This is a genomic window from Marinobacter sp., from assembly GCF_965229985.1.
In the GTDB taxonomy this organism is placed as follows: domain Bacteria; phylum Pseudomonadota; class Gammaproteobacteria; order Pseudomonadales; family Oleiphilaceae; genus Marinobacter.
Genome location: NZ_OZ245935.1, coordinates 3,798,012 through 3,816,042 on the forward strand (window position 1 = coordinate 3,798,012; position 18,031 = coordinate 3,816,042).

General features: G+C 58.0%; 18 protein-coding genes. 10 read left to right on the top strand and 8 right to left on the bottom strand.

All coding sequences use genetic code 11. The features are described from left to right. Window positions 1-2 precede the first annotated feature (2 nt). Entirely contained in the window at window positions 3-377 is a 375-nt protein-coding gene (locus ACO06L_RS17370) for a hypothetical protein (RefSeq protein WP_064228487.1), read from the bottom strand. 232 nt (window positions 378-609) lie between these two features. Continuing rightward, window positions 610-3,342 carry a DNA polymerase I gene (gene polA, locus ACO06L_RS17375; RefSeq protein WP_202347948.1) on the bottom strand — a complete coding sequence of 911 codons (2,733 nt, stop codon included), beginning with the start codon at window positions 3,340-3,342 and terminating at the stop codon, window positions 610-612. Window positions 3,343-3,429: 87 nt separating this feature from the next. Here polA and ACO06L_RS17380 point away from each other — a divergent pair, with 87 nt between their 5' ends. Continuing rightward, complete coding sequence (locus ACO06L_RS17380; RefSeq protein WP_064228486.1) at window positions 3,430-3,768, top strand: DUF2782 domain-containing protein; 339 nt, start codon at window positions 3,430-3,432, stop codon at window positions 3,766-3,768. A gap of 7 nt (window positions 3,769-3,775) precedes the next feature. Here the strand turns inward: ACO06L_RS17380 and ACO06L_RS17385 are convergent, their stop codons facing one another. Further along, entirely contained in the window at window positions 3,776-4,255 is a 480-nt protein-coding gene (locus ACO06L_RS17385) for a fibronectin type III domain-containing protein (protein WP_227716040.1), read from the bottom strand. 280 nt (window positions 4,256-4,535) lie between these two features. Between ACO06L_RS17385 and ACO06L_RS17390 the strand changes: the two genes are divergently transcribed. Continuing rightward, entirely contained in the window at window positions 4,536-4,958 is a 423-nt protein-coding gene (locus tag ACO06L_RS17390) for a hypothetical protein (protein ID WP_064228399.1), read from the top strand. 97 nt (window positions 4,959-5,055) lie between these two features. Here ACO06L_RS17390 and ACO06L_RS17395 read toward each other — a convergent pair whose 3' ends face one another. Together ACO06L_RS17395 and pyrE are read right to left on the bottom strand one after the other, a co-directional pair. Next, entirely contained in the window at window positions 5,056-5,709 is a 654-nt protein-coding gene (locus ACO06L_RS17395) for a DUF4124 domain-containing protein (RefSeq protein WP_064228398.1), read from the bottom strand. Between the two features lie 3 nt (window positions 5,710-5,712). After that, entirely contained in the window at window positions 5,713-6,351 is a 639-nt protein-coding gene (gene pyrE / locus ACO06L_RS17400) for an orotate phosphoribosyltransferase (RefSeq protein ID WP_008174208.1), read from the bottom strand. Between the two features lie 81 nt (window positions 6,352-6,432). Between pyrE and ACO06L_RS17405 the strand changes: the two genes are divergently transcribed. After that, window positions 6,433-7,239, top strand: a complete 807-nt coding sequence (locus tag ACO06L_RS17405; protein ID WP_064228397.1) for an exodeoxyribonuclease III — start codon at window positions 6,433-6,435, stop codon at window positions 7,237-7,239. Between the two features lie 237 nt (window positions 7,240-7,476). On the opposite strand, the gene rph is transcribed toward ACO06L_RS17405, so the two are convergent. Then, on the bottom strand, window positions 7,477-8,193 hold the full coding sequence (rph, locus tag ACO06L_RS17410; protein WP_064228396.1) for a ribonuclease PH: 717 nt from the start codon (window positions 8,191-8,193) through the stop codon (window positions 7,477-7,479). 169 nt (window positions 8,194-8,362) lie between these two features. Between rph and ACO06L_RS17415 the strand changes: the two genes are divergently transcribed. Beyond that, window positions 8,363-9,229, top strand: a complete 867-nt coding sequence (locus ACO06L_RS17415) for a YicC/YloC family endoribonuclease (RefSeq protein WP_202347946.1) — start codon at window positions 8,363-8,365, stop codon at window positions 9,227-9,229. A gap of 21 nt (window positions 9,230-9,250) precedes the next feature. Here ACO06L_RS17415 and ACO06L_RS17420 read toward each other — a convergent pair whose 3' ends face one another. After that, window positions 9,251-10,072 (bottom strand): RluA family pseudouridine synthase, encoded by an 822-nt coding sequence (locus tag ACO06L_RS17420; RefSeq protein ID WP_202347945.1) that lies wholly within the window; start codon window positions 10,070-10,072, stop codon window positions 9,251-9,253. Window positions 10,073-10,221: 149 nt separating this feature from the next. On the opposite strand from ACO06L_RS17420, the gene gmk reads away from it, so the two are divergent. From gmk to ACO06L_RS17440, 4 genes are all read left to right on the top strand, one after another. After that, window positions 10,222-10,854 carry a guanylate kinase gene (gene gmk / locus ACO06L_RS17425; protein WP_064228393.1) on the top strand — a complete coding sequence of 211 codons (633 nt, stop codon included), beginning with the start codon at window positions 10,222-10,224 and terminating at the stop codon, window positions 10,852-10,854. 86 nt (window positions 10,855-10,940) lie between these two features. Then, window positions 10,941-11,153, top strand: coding sequence for a DNA-directed RNA polymerase subunit omega (rpoZ, locus tag ACO06L_RS17430; RefSeq protein ID WP_008169593.1), 213 nt, complete (start codon window positions 10,941-10,943; stop codon window positions 11,151-11,153). A 174-nt stretch (window positions 11,154-11,327) separates the two neighbouring features. Beyond that, the gene (locus ACO06L_RS17435; RefSeq protein WP_064228392.1) at window positions 11,328-13,469 is read left to right on the top strand and encodes a RelA/SpoT family protein; all 2,142 of its coding nucleotides are present in this window, start codon (window positions 11,328-11,330) and stop codon (window positions 13,467-13,469) included. A 78-nt stretch (window positions 13,470-13,547) separates the two neighbouring features. Next, window positions 13,548-13,934, top strand: coding sequence for a RidA family protein (locus ACO06L_RS17440; protein ID WP_064228391.1), 387 nt, complete (start codon window positions 13,548-13,550; stop codon window positions 13,932-13,934). A gap of 62 nt (window positions 13,935-13,996) precedes the next feature. On the opposite strand, the gene ACO06L_RS17445 is transcribed toward ACO06L_RS17440, so the two are convergent. Continuing rightward, entirely contained in the window at window positions 13,997-14,863 is an 867-nt protein-coding gene (locus ACO06L_RS17445) for an NAD-dependent epimerase/dehydratase family protein (RefSeq protein ID WP_064228390.1), read from the bottom strand. Window positions 14,864-14,939: 76 nt separating this feature from the next. Here ACO06L_RS17445 and ACO06L_RS17450 point away from each other — a divergent pair, with 76 nt between their 5' ends. Together ACO06L_RS17450 and recG are read left to right on the top strand one after the other, a co-directional pair. Beyond that, entirely contained in the window at window positions 14,940-15,899 is a 960-nt protein-coding gene (locus ACO06L_RS17450) for a hydrogen peroxide-inducible genes activator (protein WP_053114223.1), read from the top strand. A gap of 8 nt (window positions 15,900-15,907) precedes the next feature. Next, the gene (recG, locus tag ACO06L_RS17455; RefSeq protein WP_104323346.1) at window positions 15,908-17,983 is read left to right on the top strand and encodes an ATP-dependent DNA helicase RecG; all 2,076 of its coding nucleotides are present in this window, start codon (window positions 15,908-15,910) and stop codon (window positions 17,981-17,983) included. Window positions 17,984-18,031 lie beyond the last annotated feature (48 nt).

The following is an 18,031-nucleotide window of genomic DNA, read 5'->3' on the forward strand; positions in this document are numbered from 1 at the left end:
GGTCAGCCAACCACCTGGCCACGGTAGATGACCTTCTTCTTCCGTGGCGGGTCTATCTCTCCCGCCTCGTGGTCCTCTGCTGATGCCGTTGGAGCATCCGCAATCACCTGGCCTCGATAGTTACGCTTGAAACCGTCGTCTTCTTCCTCGGGTTCGATATTCAGCTGTGGAACCTGGTCCTTCAGGGTTTCCCAGGTGCGGGTCAACTGGCTGGAGCGGGTTTTTCGCGCGTAATCGGCCAGTTGCTGTTCGAGATGCTCTTCCGTTAGGTGCAGTTTGACGCCGAATTCCGTGTGAATCAGGCGGCGGCACTGGTGAACCAGTTTCAGCACGCTGGGGTCCAGCAGCCAGCTACGTTCAGATGCCAGAGAAGTCATGGTATGAGCCTCGGAGATGGATGTCACAACATGGCGCTGCCCGGAGTGCATGGTGGGGCAGGGCGCCGACTCCGATTACGTAGCGAATATCGTGCCGTGACGTTGGTGTCTCGCAGAGAGGGAGTGCCCGGGGCCTGCCGTTGGACTACGGGGCGTGAAGGCAGGCTCGGCGGCAGATGTTGCGGTCAATTACGGTGCGTTTTCGGGCTTCCATGCCCTTTTCTGGGTCGAATCAGTGCGCCTCGTCCCAGTTGTCCCCGGCGCCGGCTTCCACAAGCAGGGGAACATCCAGGTCCGCTGCTGCCGACATTCGCTTTTCCAGCCCTGACCGTATCTTGTCGAGGGCCGACTCCTTAACTTCCAGGATCAGTTCATCGTGAACCTGCATGGTCATGCGGGCTTCATCGGCGTGTTCTTTCAGCAGCCAGTTCTCCACATCCACCATGGCCCGTTTGATGATGTCGGCGGCAGTACCCTGCATGGGGGCGTTGATCGCGGTGCGCTCGGCAGCCTGCTGCAGTTGTTTGTTGCGGGCGTTGATTTCCGGCAGGTACAGGCGACGGCCGAACAGGGTTTCGACGAAACCATCGTCGTGGGCCTGTTTGCGGATGTTGTCCATGTACTTCAGAACGCCGGGGTACCGTTCGAAATAACGGTCGATGTATTGCTGGGCGAGCTTGCGCTCAACATCCAGTTGCCGGGACAGGCCAAAGGCAGACATGCCGTAGATCAGGCCGAAGTTGATGGCCTTGGCGCTGCGTCGCTGGTCTGAGGATACTTCCTCCAGGCTGACGCCGAAGACTTCCGATGCCGTTGCCTTGTGGATGTCTTCACCCTTTTCAAAGGCTTTCAGCAATCCCCTGTCCCCGGACAGGTGGGCCATGATCCGCAGCTCGATCTGGGAATAGTCGGCAGCCACCAGCTTGTAACCCTCGGGTGCGATAAACGCCTGCCGTATACGGCGGCCCTGCTCGCTGCGAATGGGGATATTCTGGAGGTTGGGCTCGGAGGACGAGAGTCGACCGGTGGCGGTGACAGCCTGATGATAGGAAGTGTGTACCCGGCCGGTGCGATGGTGAATCAGCTCTGGCAGGGTGTCGGTGTATGTAGACTTCAGCTTGCTCAGGCTGCGGTGCTCAAGGATCAGGCGCGGCAGCTCGTGTTCATGGGCGAGTTCCTGCAGTACCGGTTCCGCCGTTGATGGCGCGCCCTTGGGGGTTTTCTTCACCACCGGCAGGCCCATCTTGTCGTAGAAGATCGCCTGCAGCTGCTTGGTGGAGCCCAGGTTGAAGGTCTCGCCGGCTACTTCGTGGGCTTCTTTTTCCAGTTCTGCCATGCGCTCTGCCAGTTCCTGGCTGTGCTGTCGCAGGGTGCTGGCGCTGATCAGGGTGCCGCGTTGCTCCATGCGCGATAGTACCGGCACCAGAGGCAAATCAATGTCTTCGTAGACAGAGGCCAGCTTCCCGGTTTCCTTCAGTTTTGGTCTCAGGGTCTGGTGCAGGCGCAGGGTAATGTCCGCATCCTCGGCGGCGTAGGGCCCAGCTTTTTCAAGGTCAATCTGGTTGAAAGTGAGCTGTTTCGCACCTTTACCCGCAACGGACTCAAAGCTGATGGTCTTCTCGCCCAGGTAATACATGGCGAGGCTGTCCATATCGTGCCGGGTAGCGACAGAGTTCAGAACGTAGGATTCCAGCATGGTGTCCTCGGCAATGCCCTCCAGGGTAATGCCGTGATTGGCCAGTACATTCTTGTCGTATTTCAGGTTCTGGCCGACCTTTGCCAGGCCGGGATCTTCCAGAAGCGGCTTGAGCTGATTCAGGACTTCGTCACGATCCAGCTGGTCGGGAGCGCCCATATAGTCGTGCCCCAGGGGGACATAGGCGGCCTCGCCGGGTTCGATGGCGAAAGATACACCGACGATCTCGGCATCCATGTACCGGAGGCTGGTGGTTTCGGTATCGAAGGCAAACAGCTCGGCCGATTTCAGGCGTTCCAGCCATTGATCCAGTTCTTGCTGGTCGGTGATAACGCTGTAGTTTTTCTTGCCGGTCTCCGGCCCCGGTTTTTCATCGCTGGACCGGGCGGTGCTGGAGGGTGGGGTTTCGCTCTCTTCCAATTCGGCAATCCAGGTGCGGAACTCGTATTCCTTGAACAGCTCAAGCAGCTGCCCGTCATCCTGTTCCCGAAGCTTCAGGTCTTCCAGGCCAAAATCCAGTTCGACGTCGGTGCGGATGGTGGCGAGTTCGCGACTCAGGGGCAGGGTTTCGGTGGCCTCGCGCAGGTATTCACCGATCTTGCCTTTGATTTCATCGGCATGCTCAATGACATTGTCCAGGTTTTCGTAGCTTTGCAGCCACTTTACCGCAGTTTTCGGGCCGCACTTGTTCACGCCGGGGATGTTGTCCACCTTGTCGCCTACCAGGGCGAGGTAATCCACGATTTGTTCCGGGGTAACGCCGAACTTTTCCACCACACCGTCCCGATCCATCCGGGTCTCGGTCATGGTGTTGATCAGGGTGACGTGATCGCTGACCAGCTGCGCCATGTCCTTGTCCCCGGTGGAAACCACCACATCGATGCCCTTGCTGGTGGCTTCGTTGGCCAGGGTGCCAATCACATCGTCGGCTTCGACGCCCGTCACTGTCAGTAGCGGCAGGCCCATGGCCTTGACGATTTCATGAATGGGCTCGATCTGGCAGGCCAGATCTTCCGGCATTGGCGGCCGGTTGGCCTTGTACTCTTCATAGAGGTCATGCCGGAACGTTTTGCCCTTGGCATCGAAGACCACCACCATTTTGGATCCGGGAAAATCCTGTTCCAGGCGCCGGATCATACTGATCACACCTTTGATCGCTCCAGTGGGGTGGTCCTTGCTGGTGGTCAGGGGCGGAAGTGCATGATATGCACGGAAAAGATAGGACGATCCGTCCACAAGAACCACGGGTGGTGTGTTTTTGCTGGTCATGTCAAAACAGGTCCGGAATCTGATTGAAGCGTGGGTTGGCTTATGCAACTCTGTACTGAAATCGATGGACGAAAGGGTATCACGAAAATGAAACGAATCGCCTGTCCGGCTTTGTTGCTCGCCTGTTTGCCCCTGGCTGCGTTGGCCCAGGAAGACGGCGCCCTGGATGAGACGCCGGTGGCAACGCCCGAGGAGCCTGTGGTGATCTCTGATTACCAGCCCGCGAGCGAGGGGCCGGAGATTGTGATCCGCCCCGGTGAAAAGGAAGTGTTCTATGAATACCGGGTCAATGGGCAGCTCATGGAAATCAAGGTCGTGCCGGAGGTCGGGCCGGAGTATTACCTGGTGCCGGCAGATGGTGGCGGCTGGATCCGGGAAACCGACTCCGACATGTTGGTGCCCAGTTGGGTGATTTTCCGCTGGTAAGCCGCAATCAGATCAGATCGACGGTGACCGGCGTCGAGCGCCGGCTCTCCAGCCCTTCGGTATCCACAGTGGTAATCGCGAACTCATAAGCGCCGGGCGCCATCTCTGCCAGGGAAAGTCTTGTGGTCGAAGGGCTCTCAATACGGATAACCCTGTAGTCTTCCTGGTGTCTCAGGCGATAGTAAATCCTGAATTCTGCAATCTCTCCAGGCGCCAGTGACGAGCCGTCTTCACGGGTCAGTGGTGCTGTCCAGCTCAATTCTCTGGGAGTCTTGGCGGCGTAACCGGACTCGCGGGCTTGCCCGAGAGTATTCAGCAGGCTGTCTGTGGCCATATCAAGCCGGGAGTTCGCGAGTTCGCTGGCCCGATCGGAGCTTGTTTTGGTGGCTCTGGAATCCTCCTGGCAGCCAGCAAGGAGCAGTGACGCTGCAATCAACGGAAGAATAAACCAGGAGATGCGTGGGTGTCTGGGTCCGGAAGTGATCATGGTTACTCGCATACGTGCCTGGATGCGGCCTCTTTTGGTTAAAGCGTATGGAGCCAGAATAAAGCGGGGAGACAGGCTTCTTTAACAGCCCGGCATTATGCCAGTCGGATTTTCAGGATCAAGTGAATAATCCGTAAAACCCCTTATCGCTCTACTTCCTGCTTTTAGTATGAACATTCTAATTTTAGGGCGTAACTTGAATCCTGAGATTAAAGAAAGGCCCTCGTTGCACTGGTTTCGGCAGGGTCTTGGAACTTTCAGGAAACCAAGGAGATTCATTATGGGTAAACTCAAGTCTTATCAAGAACAGCTTCAGGAAATCGTGGACAAGGGTATCAACGCCGCTGAAGAACAGCAGAAGAAGCTGGCTTCCAAGCCGTTCGATTACGCCGAGAAGCTCGAGTCCGAAGCACGTGAGTACAGCGTGAAGACCCTGCGCAAGCGTTACAACGGCTACAGCGATAGCCTGTTCGAGCAGCTGCGCAACCTGAACAGCCGTTTTGGCAGCTTCGCTGGTGATCTGGTCGCCAAGCTGGAAAAAGAAGCAGCAGAAGGCGCTGATGCAGTAGCAGAAGCCGCGGAAGACGTTTCTGACGCTGCGCAGGATGCGAAGAAATCTGTTGAGCCGAAGAAGCCGGCTGCACGCAAGACCACTGCGCGCAAGACCACTTCTACTGCCAAGAAGAGCACTGCTTCCGCCTGAATCGCGGATAGCGTCTCACCGATAGGTGAGTGAAACGAAAAGGCCGCCGGGTAAAACCGGCGGCCTTTTTAGTATGCAGGGACGCTCCAGCGAAAGATCAGTTTTCTGTTTCGGTGTGATCAAGCGGTACGGTCCGCGCCTCGCCGGTGACCTCTTCCAGGCGCTCTATGTCGGCCTCGAAGGCCTTGCGCAGTTCTTCGATTTCCTGGGTCTGTGAGGTGATTTCCCGCTCAATGTCCCGGATCTGGGATTCCAGTCGCCGGATTTTTTCCAGCGTGGCCTCGGGAATCTCTCGACCGGCCCGCTCCATGTTAGCGGCACGGCTCTGTTCGTTATCCAGTTGGCTGGATATAACCGAGATGTTGCCTCGCTTGAGCTGTATCAGGCCCTCAAGCTCCCGGATTTTCCGGTGCATGGCTTTCACGGCCTGATCCGGGTGGCTGAAGCGCTTCAGCAGAGCGCGGTCTTTCTCGCGCTGTTCAGCGAGTTCCTTCTGCCGCTGTTTTTCCGCTTCCCGGGCGGCAATCTCTTCTTCGGTTGGCGCCGGAGGGATAGTCTCTATCACGCGGCCATTGTTGCTCAGGATGTCATAGCCACGTTTGGTGGCTTCCTGGGGAATGGTACTGCTGATTACGATCTGGCCGTTCTCATCCGTGTAACGGTACATATTCGCTGCCACCTGGGCAGAGAAGCCCAGGGCAAGCGCCAATGCCGTAGCTTTGACAGAAAGTGCGGTCAGACGATTGACCATCAATCAGACTCCGTAACGATCCCGATAACTGGCTACCTTTTCGGCATGCCCGGCAAACTCCGGGTTGGCTTTGAGGTAGTCCAACACCTGCTCAAGACGAATGATGCTCACCACAGGGATGCCGAATTCCTTCTCCACTTCCTGGATAGCGGATAGTTCGCCGTTGCCTTTTTCCTGACGATCCAGCGCAATAAGCACGCCTGCCGGTTCGGCCCCGGCGGCCCGGATGATATCGATGGATTCCCGGATCGCGGTACCGGCGGTGATTACATCATCCACAATGAGTACTTTGCCCTGCAACGGTGCGCCAACAATGTTGCCGCCCTCACCATGATCTTTCTTTTCCTTACGATTAAACGCAAAGGGTTTGCTGTTACCGTCTGTAGCCAACGCCATTGCTGTGACAGTAGCCAACGGAATGCCCTTATAGGCAGGCCCGAAAATAATGTCATAATCCAGCCCGCTGCGCGCGATCGCGGCGGCATAGGCCTTGCTTAACTGAAGCAGGTCGTCCCCGGTATTAAACAGGCCAGCGTTAAAGAAGTAGGGGCTGGTTCGGCCCGACTTGAGCGTGAACTCACCAAAGCGTAGTACATTTCGGCGGATGGCAAATTCGATAAATTTTTGCTGATAGTCGTGCATGACAAGGCTTCTGGCGGGTGTTGATCTTTAATTAGCGCGTAAAAACGGTATCATACACACAAACCGAATCAGGGAACACGTATGCGGGTAGTATCAATCAGCGTCAATGGCCTCGCTCAGGCCGTTGAAAAAGGCTTTTTCGACTGGCTGGCGGAGCAGGACGCTGACGTGGTCTGTGTCCAGGATCATCGCATGCGGGCCTACGAGATTGAGGACTACAACCTGATTCCGGAGGGTTACGAAGCCTACTTTATTGATGGCGAGAAAAACGAGGATGGCGGCGTTGGCATCTACACCCGTCATTTCCCGAAGGCCATCATGTACGGGTTTGCCAATGAGCAGGCGGACCGGGAAGGCCGTTTCATTCAGGCCGATTTTGACAAGGTTTCCGTGGCCTGCGTTCTGGCCCCCTGCGCCCTTGGTCGTGAAGAAGAGCTGGTTGGCGACGACGATCTGACAGTGCTGGACCACAAGGACGAGTTCATGGAGTCCTTCGGCCTGCATATGCAGAAGACGCTGCGCAAACGCCGGCAATTCATTTTCTGCGCGAACCTCCAGACGGCCCATCACGTAACCGACGCCAGCCCTCTGTACCACAAGCTGGATTTCTCAGGTTTCCTGCCGCACGAGCGTGCCTGGCTGGATCGCCTGTTCGATGAAATGGGCTGTATCGACGGTTTCCGCGAAATTAACAAGCAGAGCAACCAGTTCACCTGGTGGCCTGAGCAAGCTGAAGGCTCCCGCAAGAATGCCGGCATCCGGGTGGATTACCAGCTGCTGACACCGGGAATCCGGAAGACCATCGAAGATGGCTGGATTGACGATTCAACACGTTTCTCCGATCACGCCCCTGTGATCATGGATTACGACATCGAAATCGGCTTTTAAGTCTTGGGGAAGACGCCTGTGTGGCGATGCTTCCCCAGACACGCTACGAGCACATCCATGTGCGCTTGTTTCGGGCCGTCCCTGGCCCTCAACAGTCTGGGGAAGCATCGCCACACAGGCGCCCCGGACTTTGGGGTGGGCTGAACAAGCCGTAGGTCGGATTAGGCGTAAGCCGTAATCCGACACTGTGCACCGGAAAGGCCTCCCCCTCCGGGCACGCGGGCGCCAGACTAAAATTCAGCCTTCCAGTGCCGCCTTCTGAATCTCAAACAACTGCTCAATACCCTGTTTGGCCAGAGTCAGCATGCTGTCCAGTTCTGACTGGTCAAACGGTGCGCCTTCTGCCGTTCCCTGAATTTCAATGAAGCCGCCCTGGTCGGTCATGATTACGTTCATGTCGGTTTCGGCTTCGGAATCCTCCGGGTAGTCCAGGTCGACCACCGGCGTGCCCTTGTAAACACCTACCGACAGAGCGGCGACCATCTGCTTGAGCGGGGATTTCTTCAGGCGCTTGTCGGCAACCAGGTGGTTCAGGGCATCCACCAGTGCCACGCAGCCGCCGGTAATGGCCGCTGTGCGGGTGCCGCCATCGGCCTGGATGACGTCGCAATCGATCGTGATGGAGTGTTCACCGAGGGCGGTCAGATCAACAGCTGCACGGAGGGAGCGGCCGATCAGGCGCTGGATTTCGACGGTGCGGCCGCCCTGTTTGCCGCGGGCAGCTTCCCGGCCCATTCGGCTGCCGGTAGAGCGTGGCAGCATTCCGTACTCGGCGGTGATCCAGCCCTTGCCTTCACCCCTCAGAAACGGAGGGACCTTGTTTTCGACGGAGGCAGTGCAGATGACTTTTGTGTCCCCGAATTCCACCAGCACAGAGCCTTCGGCGTGACGGGTGTAGTTGCGGGTGATTCGAACATCTCTGGGTTGCTCGGGCGTTCTGCCGCTTGGACGCATAGTGTTTCCTGAAGTCAGTATTGAATGTCCGGGCACGTGTCCCGGTCGAACGTTTATCGAAAAGGTCGGTCAGTGTAACACGATGGGGTTGGGCTTTTGTCCGGTTCGCCGTAGCTGTTAAGAGCCTGTTAAACTCGATTGCTGATCATCAACCATGAGCGGAGCCGACATGATCCGAAGTATGACCGCATTTGCCCGCAAGGACGTCCAGGGAGACTGGGGTACGCTGACCTGTGAAATCCGGACTGTGAATCACCGGTACCTGGAGCCTTCGTTCCGGCTGCCGGATGCGTTCCGGGAGCTGGAGAACCGGTTTCGGGAAGAGCTGAGAAAGCAGCTGAAACGGGGCAAGGTGGATGTTTCCATGCGCCTGCAGTCGGCAGAGAAGGGATCTCAGAGCTTCGAAATCAGCGAGGATATGGCCCAGGCGGTGAACGAGGCAGCCAATCATATTAACCGGATGCTGGATAATCCGGCCCACATCAATGCCTTGGATATTCTCCGCTGGCCTGGAGTGTTGTCAGTGCCCGAACAGGACTACGGCCCTGCCAGAGACGCCGCGGTCGGTCTGTTCGAGCAGACTGTGGGCGAACTCGCATCGGTACGTGAGCGAGAAGGTGAGCGTTTGCGGCCACTGTTTGAGGATCGCCTCAACACAATGGGCAATCTCGTCGCCGACGTGCGTAAACGTATGCCGGAATTGCTTGAGGCCCAGGAGAAAACGCTTCGGGAGCGATTCGAAAAAGCGAAAGTGGAGCTGGATGCCGAGCGGGTGGCCCAGGAGATGGTCATGCTGGCCCAGAAGTGCGATGTTGCCGAAGAATTGGATCGACTGGACGCCCATATTGGCGAGGTGACCGACACTCTCAAAAGTAACGATGCCATTGGCCGGCGGCTCGACTTCCTGATGCAGGAGTTGAACCGGGAGGCCAATACCTTGAGCAGCAAAAGTATTGATGCTGGCGTCACCCGCATTGCGGTTGATCTGAAGGTTCTGATCGAGCAGATGCGGGAGCAGGTGCAGAACCTGGAATAATCCAGGCTTCTGCCGTGTTGGTCAGTTCTGTTTCAGGGTGTCCAGTTCTGCTGGAAGCTTGAACACCATTTTGCGTTTGTTCAGGGGGCAGTCGAATTCGAGATGAAAGGCTAAAAGCTGCAAGGGTGATCCTGCGGCTCGGCCATACAGGCGATCACCGATGATCGGGTGCCCCAGGCCAGCCAGGTGGCGGCGGATCTGGTGTTTCCGGCCGGTTTCGATGCTGACCTGGACCAGTGAGGTCTGCTCGGCCTCATTTTTTTCCAGTGTCGAGACGTGGCTGACCGCCGTTTTTTCCTCAACAGGCGCATCAACGACCTGCTCCTGCGCGTCCATCAAGCCGGTCACTCGAGCCTTGTAGTGTTTGGTCATCGTTCGGCCCGAGAAGCGCTGGGAAAGGGCGCCGGCCGCTTTCGGGTCGTGGGCGATCAGCATCAGTCCGGCGGCATCGGCGTCGAGCCGGTGGACCAGATGGCAAGGCCGCTGGAGCTGGACCTCCGCCAGGCGGAGCAGGCTGCAATGGTCCCCCCACTGTGAGCCCTGTGCCAGCAGGCCGTGGGGTTTGAACCAGACCGTGTAGCGCTCAAGATCCTCCAGCAGAACCGGATCCTCCGGTTTTTTCGTCAATACCTTCTCATCGTAGTAAAGCTGCAGCCGGATGCCCGGTTTGAGTTCCTTGGTGGCACGGCGCAGTCGAAGGCGCTTGCCCTTGTGAGTCCACCAGCAGGCGCCCTTTACCATGGCATCCTTGATTTTCTGGCGGGAGAGCCCTGGCGATGCCTCGCTCAGGGCGTCTATGGCTTTGCTGGCTTGCTTCAGGGTGATATCAATGGTGGTTCGCATGGAATCTTGCAGTCAGTGAACGAAAGAATAGGCAAATGGTATCAGCTGCCGCCCTCGTGGGGTGCGGTGTTTTGCCAAAGTCCGTATAATTCCGTGCTTTACCGGCCGGAATACGCGGCCGTCGCGTCCAGGTTTGGAGTTCTCGGAATATGAGTCAGGCAGTTGAGCAGGGTACTCTGTACGTTATCTCCGCGCCATCCGGTGCCGGCAAGACCAGCCTGGTGGCAGAAATGCTCCGCAATGACGAGAAGCTCGGTGTGTCCGTTTCCCATACCACCCGCGCCATGCGAGAGGGTGAGCAGGACGGGGTAAACTACCATTTTGTCGGTCGGCCCGAGTTCGAGGCGATGATCGCCCGGGGCGATTTCCTGGAGCACGCCGATGTCTTCGGCAACTATTATGGCACCTCCCAGGTCTGGGTGCGGGAAACTCTGGCAACGGGCCAGGATGTGATCCTCGAGATCGACTGGCAGGGTGCCGCGCAGGTGCGCCGACTGGTTCCCGAGTGTGTCAGTATTTTCATCGTGCCTCCTTCGCCCGAAGTGTTGCGAGAGCGTTTGATAGGGCGAGGCACCGATGCGCCGGAGGTGGTAGAGCGCCGCCTGGCAGAGGCCGAGGAGGAGTGCCGTCACGCTGTGGAGTTCGATTTCCTGGTGGTTAATGATGACTTCAGTGCTGCCCTCGGGGATCTGCTTGCCATTGTGCGCGCCCAGCGCTTGCGTATGGAAGTGCAGCAATCAAGGCACCGGTTATTACTCGCGGGATTGTCCGGCCCGGGCTGATACGGGGTTTTCCTGTATACAAATTGAACCGGCCACAGTAAACTGTGCGGTCTGCTGAAACAGTCATTTTATTAGTCGGGGAAGTTATGGCACGAGTTACCGTTGAAGATTGTCTGGAAAACGTTGATAACCGCTTCCAGCTGGTAATGCTGGCTACCAAGCGTGCCCGTCAGCTCGCTACCAAGGGTGCCGAGCCGATGGTAGCTGAAGAGAATGATAAGCCCACGGTAATTGCCCTGCGCGAAATTGCCGAAGGCAAGATTACTCGTGATCTGCTCAAGGAAGAAGACGACGAGTAAGCGATCTGCGGATGTTCGGTATATAAGTACCTATCCGCAAGTGAGAAGCATTGAAATCTGTCCCCGCGGTTTTATAGTGTAACTATAGAGCGTTGCTGGAAGGACTCTGGAAGGACCCGGATGCGTGCATTCGGGTTTTTTTGTCCCTGAATTTCATGAAGTCGTGGAGGCGCGGTGTCGGCAGAGGCTACGGTTGAAGGACTGGCTCGAGAGCTCAGCTCCTACCTTGATACCAATCGCATCAACCAGGTGCGACGGGCCTATTATTATGCCGAGCAGGCCCATGAGGGCCAGATGCGCAAGAGCGGCGACCGTTACATCACCCACCCCCTGGCCGTTGCCCATATCCTTGCCGATCTCCGGCTGGACCATCAGAGCCTGATGGCAGCCATGCTCCATGATGTGATCGAAGACACGGGTATTCCCAAGGATGCGCTGGCGGAACAGTTTGGCGAGGATGTGGCGGAGCTGGTGGACGGGGTCAGCAAACTGACCCAGATAGAATTTCGTTCCCGGGCGGAAGCCCAAGCCGAAAACTTCCAGAAAATGACCCTGGCCATGGCACGCGACATCCGAGTGATTCTTGTGAAGCTGGCGGACCGCCTGCACAACATGCGCACCCTCGGCCCCATGCCCTATGAAAAACGCCAGCGCATTGCCACCGAAACCCTCGATATCTACGCCCCCATCGCGAATCGCCTGGGTATGCACTCGATCTGCACCGAGCTTGAGGATCTGGGCTTTTCCTCCCTGTATCCGATGCGCTCCAAGTACATCTCCAAGGCGGTGGACAAGCTCCGTGGTAGCCACCGGGAGATCATCGAGGACATTCGCGGCAAACTGCAGGAGAAGCTGGAAGAGCGCGGCCTGCCGGGCCGGATCCTGGGCCGGGAGAAACACCTGAACAGCATCTACAACAAGATGAAGTTCAAGCAGAAGTCCTTCCATGAAATCATGGATGTGTATGCCTTCCGGATCATCACCGACACCGAAGACGACTGCTACCGCATCCTGGGCGCCGTGCACAGCCTCTACAAGCCCCTGCCGGGCCGCTTCAAGGACTACATTGCCATGCCCAAGGCCAATGGCTACCAGTCGATTCACACCACCTTGTTCGGTATGCATGTGAATATCGAGATCCAGATCCGTACCGAGGAGATGGAGCATATCGCCAACAACGGTATCGCGGCCCACTGGATGTACAAGAATGAGCCCAGCAGCGTCACCAGCGTGAATCAGGCACGGGTGGACCGCTGGGTGAAAGGGTTGATGGAGATGCGGGAACGGGCCGATGACTCCATGGAGTTTATCGAGCACGTTAAAGTCGACCTGTTCCCGGATGAGATATACGTGTTCACTCCCAAGGGCCGCATCATGGAGTTGCCCAGCGGGGCAACGCCGGTGGACTTTGCCTATGCCATCCATACGGATATTGGCAACGCTACCGTCGCCTGTCGCATCAACCGCAATCTGGGTTCATTGAGTCAGCCCTTGCAGAGTGGTCAGACCGTCGAGATCATTACCGCGCCCGGTGCCCGGCCCAATCCCGCGTGGCTCAGCTTTGTGGTAACCGGCAAGGCGCGCAGCAGTATCCGCCATGTGCTCAAGAGCCAGAAGCGAGCGGAATCGCTGGAGCTTGGCCGCACACTGCTGAAAAAGTCCCTCAAGGGCTTTGGTGCCAAACTGTCTGAGATCAGCGACGCCCAGAAGCAGGCGGTGGTCAATCATAATCAGGTCAACAGTTTTGATGATCTGATCAGTGACATTGGCCTCGGCAACCGCATGGCCTATCTGGTTGCCCGTCAGCTTGCCAGCGGCTCCGAGGATGCTGAAGCCAGTGAAGTGCCTCGCGATATTGAGGGCGGCAATCACAGCCCCGTGACCATTCGTGGCACCGAAGGCCTTCTGGTCCGGTTCGCCAGCTGTTGCAAGCCGATTCCGGGGGACCCGGTTGTCGGGGTGATGGATTCCGGCAAAGGCATGGTGATTCATTCCGATACCTGCTCTCGCTTGCCGGAGGATGATGAGGGCCGGGCCCGCCTGACCCATCTGAAGTGGGCCAAGGACATTACCGATGAGTTTTCCGTGGAGCTGCGAGTAGAGCTGGAGCGCCAGCGAGGTGTGATCGCCGAGATGGCCAACGCCGTTGCCATGGCTGACGGCAACATCGAGCGCATCAACGTGGAAGAGCAGAATGCCCGCTTTGGCGTGGTCAGTTTGGTGGTGCATGTGAATGGTCGCCGTCACCTGGCCCGGGTGATGCGGCGAATCCGCAACATTCGTGCGATTACCCACATCAGCCGCGTGCGGCACTGAACCCTACCAAAGCCCGGTTGACAGGCGCGCTCCGCAAAAGCGACGATTGGCGTTTTGGAAGAGAGGAAACCAAGGGTCATGACCAACAAATCCGTAATTCAGACCGAGAATGCACCCCAGGCGATCGGTACCTATTCCCAGGCGGTAAAGGCGGGAGATACTGTATACCTGTCTGGCCAGATTCCGCTGGTACCGGAAACCATGGAAGTCGTCGCCGGCGATTTCGCTGCCAAGACCCGGCAGGTATTCGATAACCTCAAGGCTGTCTGCGAAGCCGCCGGTGGTGAGCTGAAGGATATTGTGAAGCTGAACATCTACATGACTGACCTGGCCAATTTCGCCACGGTCAATGAGATCATGGCCACTTATTTCCAGGAACCGTATCCGGCCCGAGCGGCGGTAGGCGTCGCGGCGCTGCCCAAGGGTGTGCCCATTGAAATGGAAGCGGTTATGGTGCTCAGCTAAGACCTGATGACACCAGGATTCAGAAGAGGCGGCCTTGGGCCGCCTTTTTTAATGCCGTAGGCTCAGCCCTGGTCGATCATGGCGCGGTAGCCGGCCCGGAAATCCGGATAGCGGAACTGGAAGCCGGTGCTCAGCAGTCTCTTGTTGTTGCAGCGTTTACTGCCGGCCCGTCCGCCTTTACGGGCATCCGGCTGTGGCTCGGCACAGGGTGTTTGCTGCCGGACCCAGTCTACTACCTCATCAAGCCTCACCGGCTCGCAATCGCTGGCCAGGTAGCAGGTTTCCAGTGTCGCTCCCGAAAGTGCCAGTTTCACCAGGTGGGCTGCCGCGTCTGCTGCATCCTCTTCATGAATCCGGTTGCTGAACGGTGCTGGCTTCGTCGGATTCATGCGTCCCTCCTGGACCTCCTCAAGAAAACGCCGCCGTGACGGCCCGTAAATGCCACTGTAGCGGATGATGGTCGCCGGGTGGCCGCTTTCGAGCGCGGTCTGCTCGCCAGCCAGGACCTGCTCGCCGCTGAACCGGGCCGGTTTCGTGGGGCTGGATTCATCCACCCAGCTGTCGTCATCCTGTGAGTAGACACTGCTGCTGCTCACAAAGAACAGGTGTTTAAGGGATTGACCACCCAGGGCCTCCAATAAATTTGCCAGGCCCGTCACGTAGGCATCCCGATAACCCTGCTGATCGTAGCTGGAGGGCGTCAGGCAATAGATAACGATGTCGAGTCCCTCCGGTAACTTACCGGTGAGTGTTTCCGGCCGGGTCAGGTCGGCGCCGATACCTTCAACGCCGTCGGGAACACGGTCCGGGTTCCGGCGCAGGCCGTACACCGTGGCTGAGGCTGTCAGTAGGGTGGCAATGGTGCCCCCGAGTTTGCCGCAACCGGCCACCAGAATTCGGTGCGCCTTACTACCTTCAGTGATTGCCATAGACAATTTCAATCCTTATGCTTTACCTCATAAATTCGTGAAACTTCGACCCGCATCTTTCTGACCGGAGCTCACCATGACTCTCACCGAGTTACGATACGTCGTTACGCTGGCCCGCGAAAGGCATTTTGGCAGGGCTGCAGAGCGTTGCCATGTCAGTCAGCCAACGCTCAGCGTTGCTGTTAAAAAGTTGGAAGACGAGCTCGGTATACCGCTTTTTGAGCGAAGCAAAAGCAGCATCCGTGTCACCGAAACCGGGCTGCGCATTATCGAACAGGCCCAGCGTGTCCTCGACCAGGTCGGCCTGATCAAGGACATGGCCCAGGATGGCAAGAACCAGCTCAACTCACCTCTGAAAGTGGGCGCCATCTACACCATTGGCCCCTACCTGTTCCCGCACCTGCTGCCGGAACTCAGGCGTGCCGCCCCGGAGATGCCACTCTACATTGAAGAGAACTACACCGCGAACCTGAGGCAGAAACTCCGGCAGTCTGAGCTGGACGCCATTATTATTGCTCTGCCGTTCGAGGAGCCGGAAGTGGTTACCCTGCCGCTTTACGATGAACCGTTTGTTGTTCTGCTTCCGGCCGGGCATCCGCTGGCCAGTAAGGAACAGTTGACTGCGGACGAACTGGCCAAGGAGCAATTGCTTCTGCTCGGGCCGGGCCACTGTTTCCGGGACCAGGTTCTGGAATCCTGTCCACCACTGGTGGAGGCCGTGACGCATCGGGCCAATAATGGTTCACCGGCTCTGGTCACCGAAGGCAGTTCCCTCGAAACCATTCGCCATATGGTGGCTTCCGGCCTGGGCATTACCGTACTGCCGCTCTCGGCCGCCACGGCCATGCAGTACCATGAAGACATCCTGGCAGTCCGGCCGTTTGCGCCTCCGGTGCCGTTCCGCACGGTGGCCCTGGCCTGGCGGGTTACTTTCCCGCGGCCCAAGGCTATTGATGTGCTGTCCCTGGCTGCCAGCCAGTGCCGGGTAATAGAAAAGGCGAAAACGGATACACCGGTTGTGGCTGAAAGCGCCTGAGCCTGCCTATGACGTCACTGGATGACATTCCGGTCACCCAGCTCAAGGGCGTAGGAAGCGCCCTGGCAGAGAAGCTCGCCAAGCTGGGCATTGTCTCCCTGCAGGACCTGCTCTTTCACCTGCCACATCGGTATGAGGACAGAACCCGCGTTATACCCATGGGAAGTCTTCGCATTGGCGACGTCGCTGTGGTGGAAGGGGAGGTGATGAAAGCCGATCTCGTGATGGGACGCAGGCGCAGCCTGCAGGTGACCCTTCGGGATAGCAGCGGCTTTCTGGTCATGCGCTTCTTTCACTTTAACGCCGCCCAGAAAAACCAGCTGAGCGAAGGCGCCAGGGTTCGCTGCTTTGGCGAGGTTCGTCCTGGCCGCGCAGGGTATGAGTTTTACCACCCCGAGTACCAGGTGAACCCGCCGCCCATGCCGTCGGAAGGTGAGGCAACCCTGACGCCGGTTTATCCTCTTACCGAGGGGATTCAGCAACCCCGGGTGCGCTCTCTGTGTCAGCAGGCCCTGGGCTATCTCCAGCGATTCCCGATCAAGGACTGGTTACCGCAGGGATTGTTGGCCGAATACCAGTTGCCCGGAATCACCGAAGCTGTCCAACTGGTGCATTCTCCACCTGCCAACGCGCCAGTAAACCAGTTGATGGAAGGACGCCACCCCGCGCAACAGCGATTGGTGATGGAAGAGCTGTTGGCGCATCAATTGAGCCTGCTGCAGGTGCGTGAGCAGATCCAGGCCCGCGAAGCGCTACCACTCCTGCCCACGGGTGACCTACCCGAGCGTTTCCTGGATTCCCTGCCGTTCGCACTCACCGGTGCCCAGCGTCATGTGCTGGCTGACATTCGTCAGGATCTGAGCCAGCCGCTGCCGATGCTCCGGCTTGTCCAGGGCGATGTCGGCTCCGGAAAAACAGTGGTGGCGGCGCTGGCGGCATTGCAGGCCATTGGCGCTGGTGCCCAGGTGGCGTTGATGGCACCTACGGAAATCCTTGCCGAGCAGCACTTCCAGAATTTCCGGGCATGGCTGGAACCCCTTGGCATTCGCCTGGCCTGGCTATCCGGAAAGGTTAAGGGCAAAGCCCGGGCTGAAACGCTGGAAGCGGTCCAGTCGGGCGATGCCGGAGTGGTGATAGGCACCCATGCCCTGTTTCAGGAGGATGTAGAGTTCCACCGCCTTGCCCTGGTGATTGTGGATGAGCAGCACCGTTTTGGTGTTCACCAGCGACTCGCCCTGCGGGAAAAGGGCGTGGGAGGCTCCCTGGCACCTCACCAACTGATCATGACGGCAACACCGATTCCCCGTACCCTGGCCATGAGCGCCTATGCCGACCTGGATACCTCGGTGATTGACGAACTTCCGCCAGGGCGGAAGCCGATCGAAACCATCGTGATTCCAGACAGCCGCAGGGAAGATGTGATCGAACGGGTCCGCGGCGCCTGTCGGGAAGGCCGGCAGGCCTACTGGGTCTGTACCCTGATCGAGGAATCCGAAGCCCTGCAGTGCCAGGCAGCAGAAGTCACTGCCCAGGAGTTGGCCGAGCGATTACCGGATCTGAAAGTGGGGCTTGTGCACGGGCGTTTAAAGGCTCAGGAAAAGGCGGCGGTAATGGAGCAGTTCAAAGTCGGCGAGCTGGATCTGCTGGTTGCTACCACTGTCATTGAGGTTGGGGTGGACGTGCCCAACGCATCGCTGATCATCATTGAAAACCCGGAGCGCCTTGGGCTGGCGCAGTTGCATCAGCTTCGTGGTCGTGTTGGCCGGGGCGAGCAGGCCAGTTTCTGTGTGCTGATGTATCACCCACCTCTGTCTGCCAATGGCAAGGCCCGGTTGCAGGCGCTCAGGGACAGTCAGGACGGCTTCTTTATCGCCGAGAAAGATCTGGAAATAAGAGGGCCGGGCGAGGTGTTGGGCACCCGGCAAACCGGTATGATGCAGTTTCGGCTGGCAGACTTTGAGCGCGACAAGGGCTGGATCGAGCCAGTTCGGGAAATGGCGCCAGGCCTGATGGCTCACCCGGAGGTTGTCCGCGCTCTCGTTAGGCGATGGCTTGGTGACAGAACGCGTTACGGCGATGTCTAGAGACGTCCATTTGGTCACTGAGTGCGTATGAAAGCGGTTTGGAAATAG

Bases quoted from the DNA above. Each gene is read 5' to 3' on its own strand.
- ACO06L_RS17440 (WP_064228391.1), top strand. From the start codon at position 13,548: ATGACCAACAAATCCGTAATTCAGACCGAGAATGCACCCCAGGCGATC.
- ACO06L_RS17370 (WP_064228487.1), bottom strand. From the start codon at position 377: ATGACTTCTCTGGCATCTGAACGTAGCTGGCTGCTGGACCCCAGCGTG.
- ACO06L_RS17380 (WP_064228486.1), top strand. From the start codon at position 3,430: ATGAAACGAATCGCCTGTCCGGCTTTGTTGCTCGCCTGTTTGCCCCTG.
- rph (WP_064228396.1), bottom strand. From the start codon at position 8,193: ATGCGTCCAAGCGGCAGAACGCCCGAGCAACCCAGAGATGTTCGAATC.
- rpoZ (WP_008169593.1), top strand. From the start codon at position 10,941: ATGGCACGAGTTACCGTTGAAGATTGTCTGGAAAACGTTGATAACCGC.
- ACO06L_RS17415 (WP_202347946.1), top strand. From the start codon at position 8,363: ATGATCCGAAGTATGACCGCATTTGCCCGCAAGGACGTCCAGGGAGAC.
- ACO06L_RS17385 (WP_227716040.1), bottom strand. From the start codon at position 4,255: ATGATCACTTCCGGACCCAGACACCCACGCATCTCCTGGTTTATTCTT.
- ACO06L_RS17390 (WP_064228399.1), top strand. From the start codon at position 4,536: ATGGGTAAACTCAAGTCTTATCAAGAACAGCTTCAGGAAATCGTGGAC.
- recG (WP_104323346.1), top strand. From the start codon at position 15,908: ATGACGTCACTGGATGACATTCCGGTCACCCAGCTCAAGGGCGTAGGA.
- ACO06L_RS17450 (WP_053114223.1), top strand. From the start codon at position 14,940: ATGACTCTCACCGAGTTACGATACGTCGTTACGCTGGCCCGCGAAAGG.
- gmk (WP_064228393.1), top strand. From the start codon at position 10,222: ATGAGTCAGGCAGTTGAGCAGGGTACTCTGTACGTTATCTCCGCGCCA.
- ACO06L_RS17445 (WP_064228390.1), bottom strand. From the start codon at position 14,863: ATGGCAATCACTGAAGGTAGTAAGGCGCACCGAATTCTGGTGGCCGGT.
- pyrE (WP_008174208.1), bottom strand. From the start codon at position 6,351: ATGCACGACTATCAGCAAAAATTTATCGAATTTGCCATCCGCCGAAAT.
- polA (WP_202347948.1), bottom strand. From the start codon at position 3,342: ATGACCAGCAAAAACACACCACCCGTGGTTCTTGTGGACGGATCGTCC.
- ACO06L_RS17405 (WP_064228397.1), top strand. From the start codon at position 6,433: ATGCGGGTAGTATCAATCAGCGTCAATGGCCTCGCTCAGGCCGTTGAA.
- ACO06L_RS17420 (WP_202347945.1), bottom strand. From the start codon at position 10,072: ATGCGAACCACCATTGATATCACCCTGAAGCAAGCCAGCAAAGCCATA.
- ACO06L_RS17395 (WP_064228398.1), bottom strand. From the start codon at position 5,709: ATGGTCAATCGTCTGACCGCACTTTCTGTCAAAGCTACGGCATTGGCG.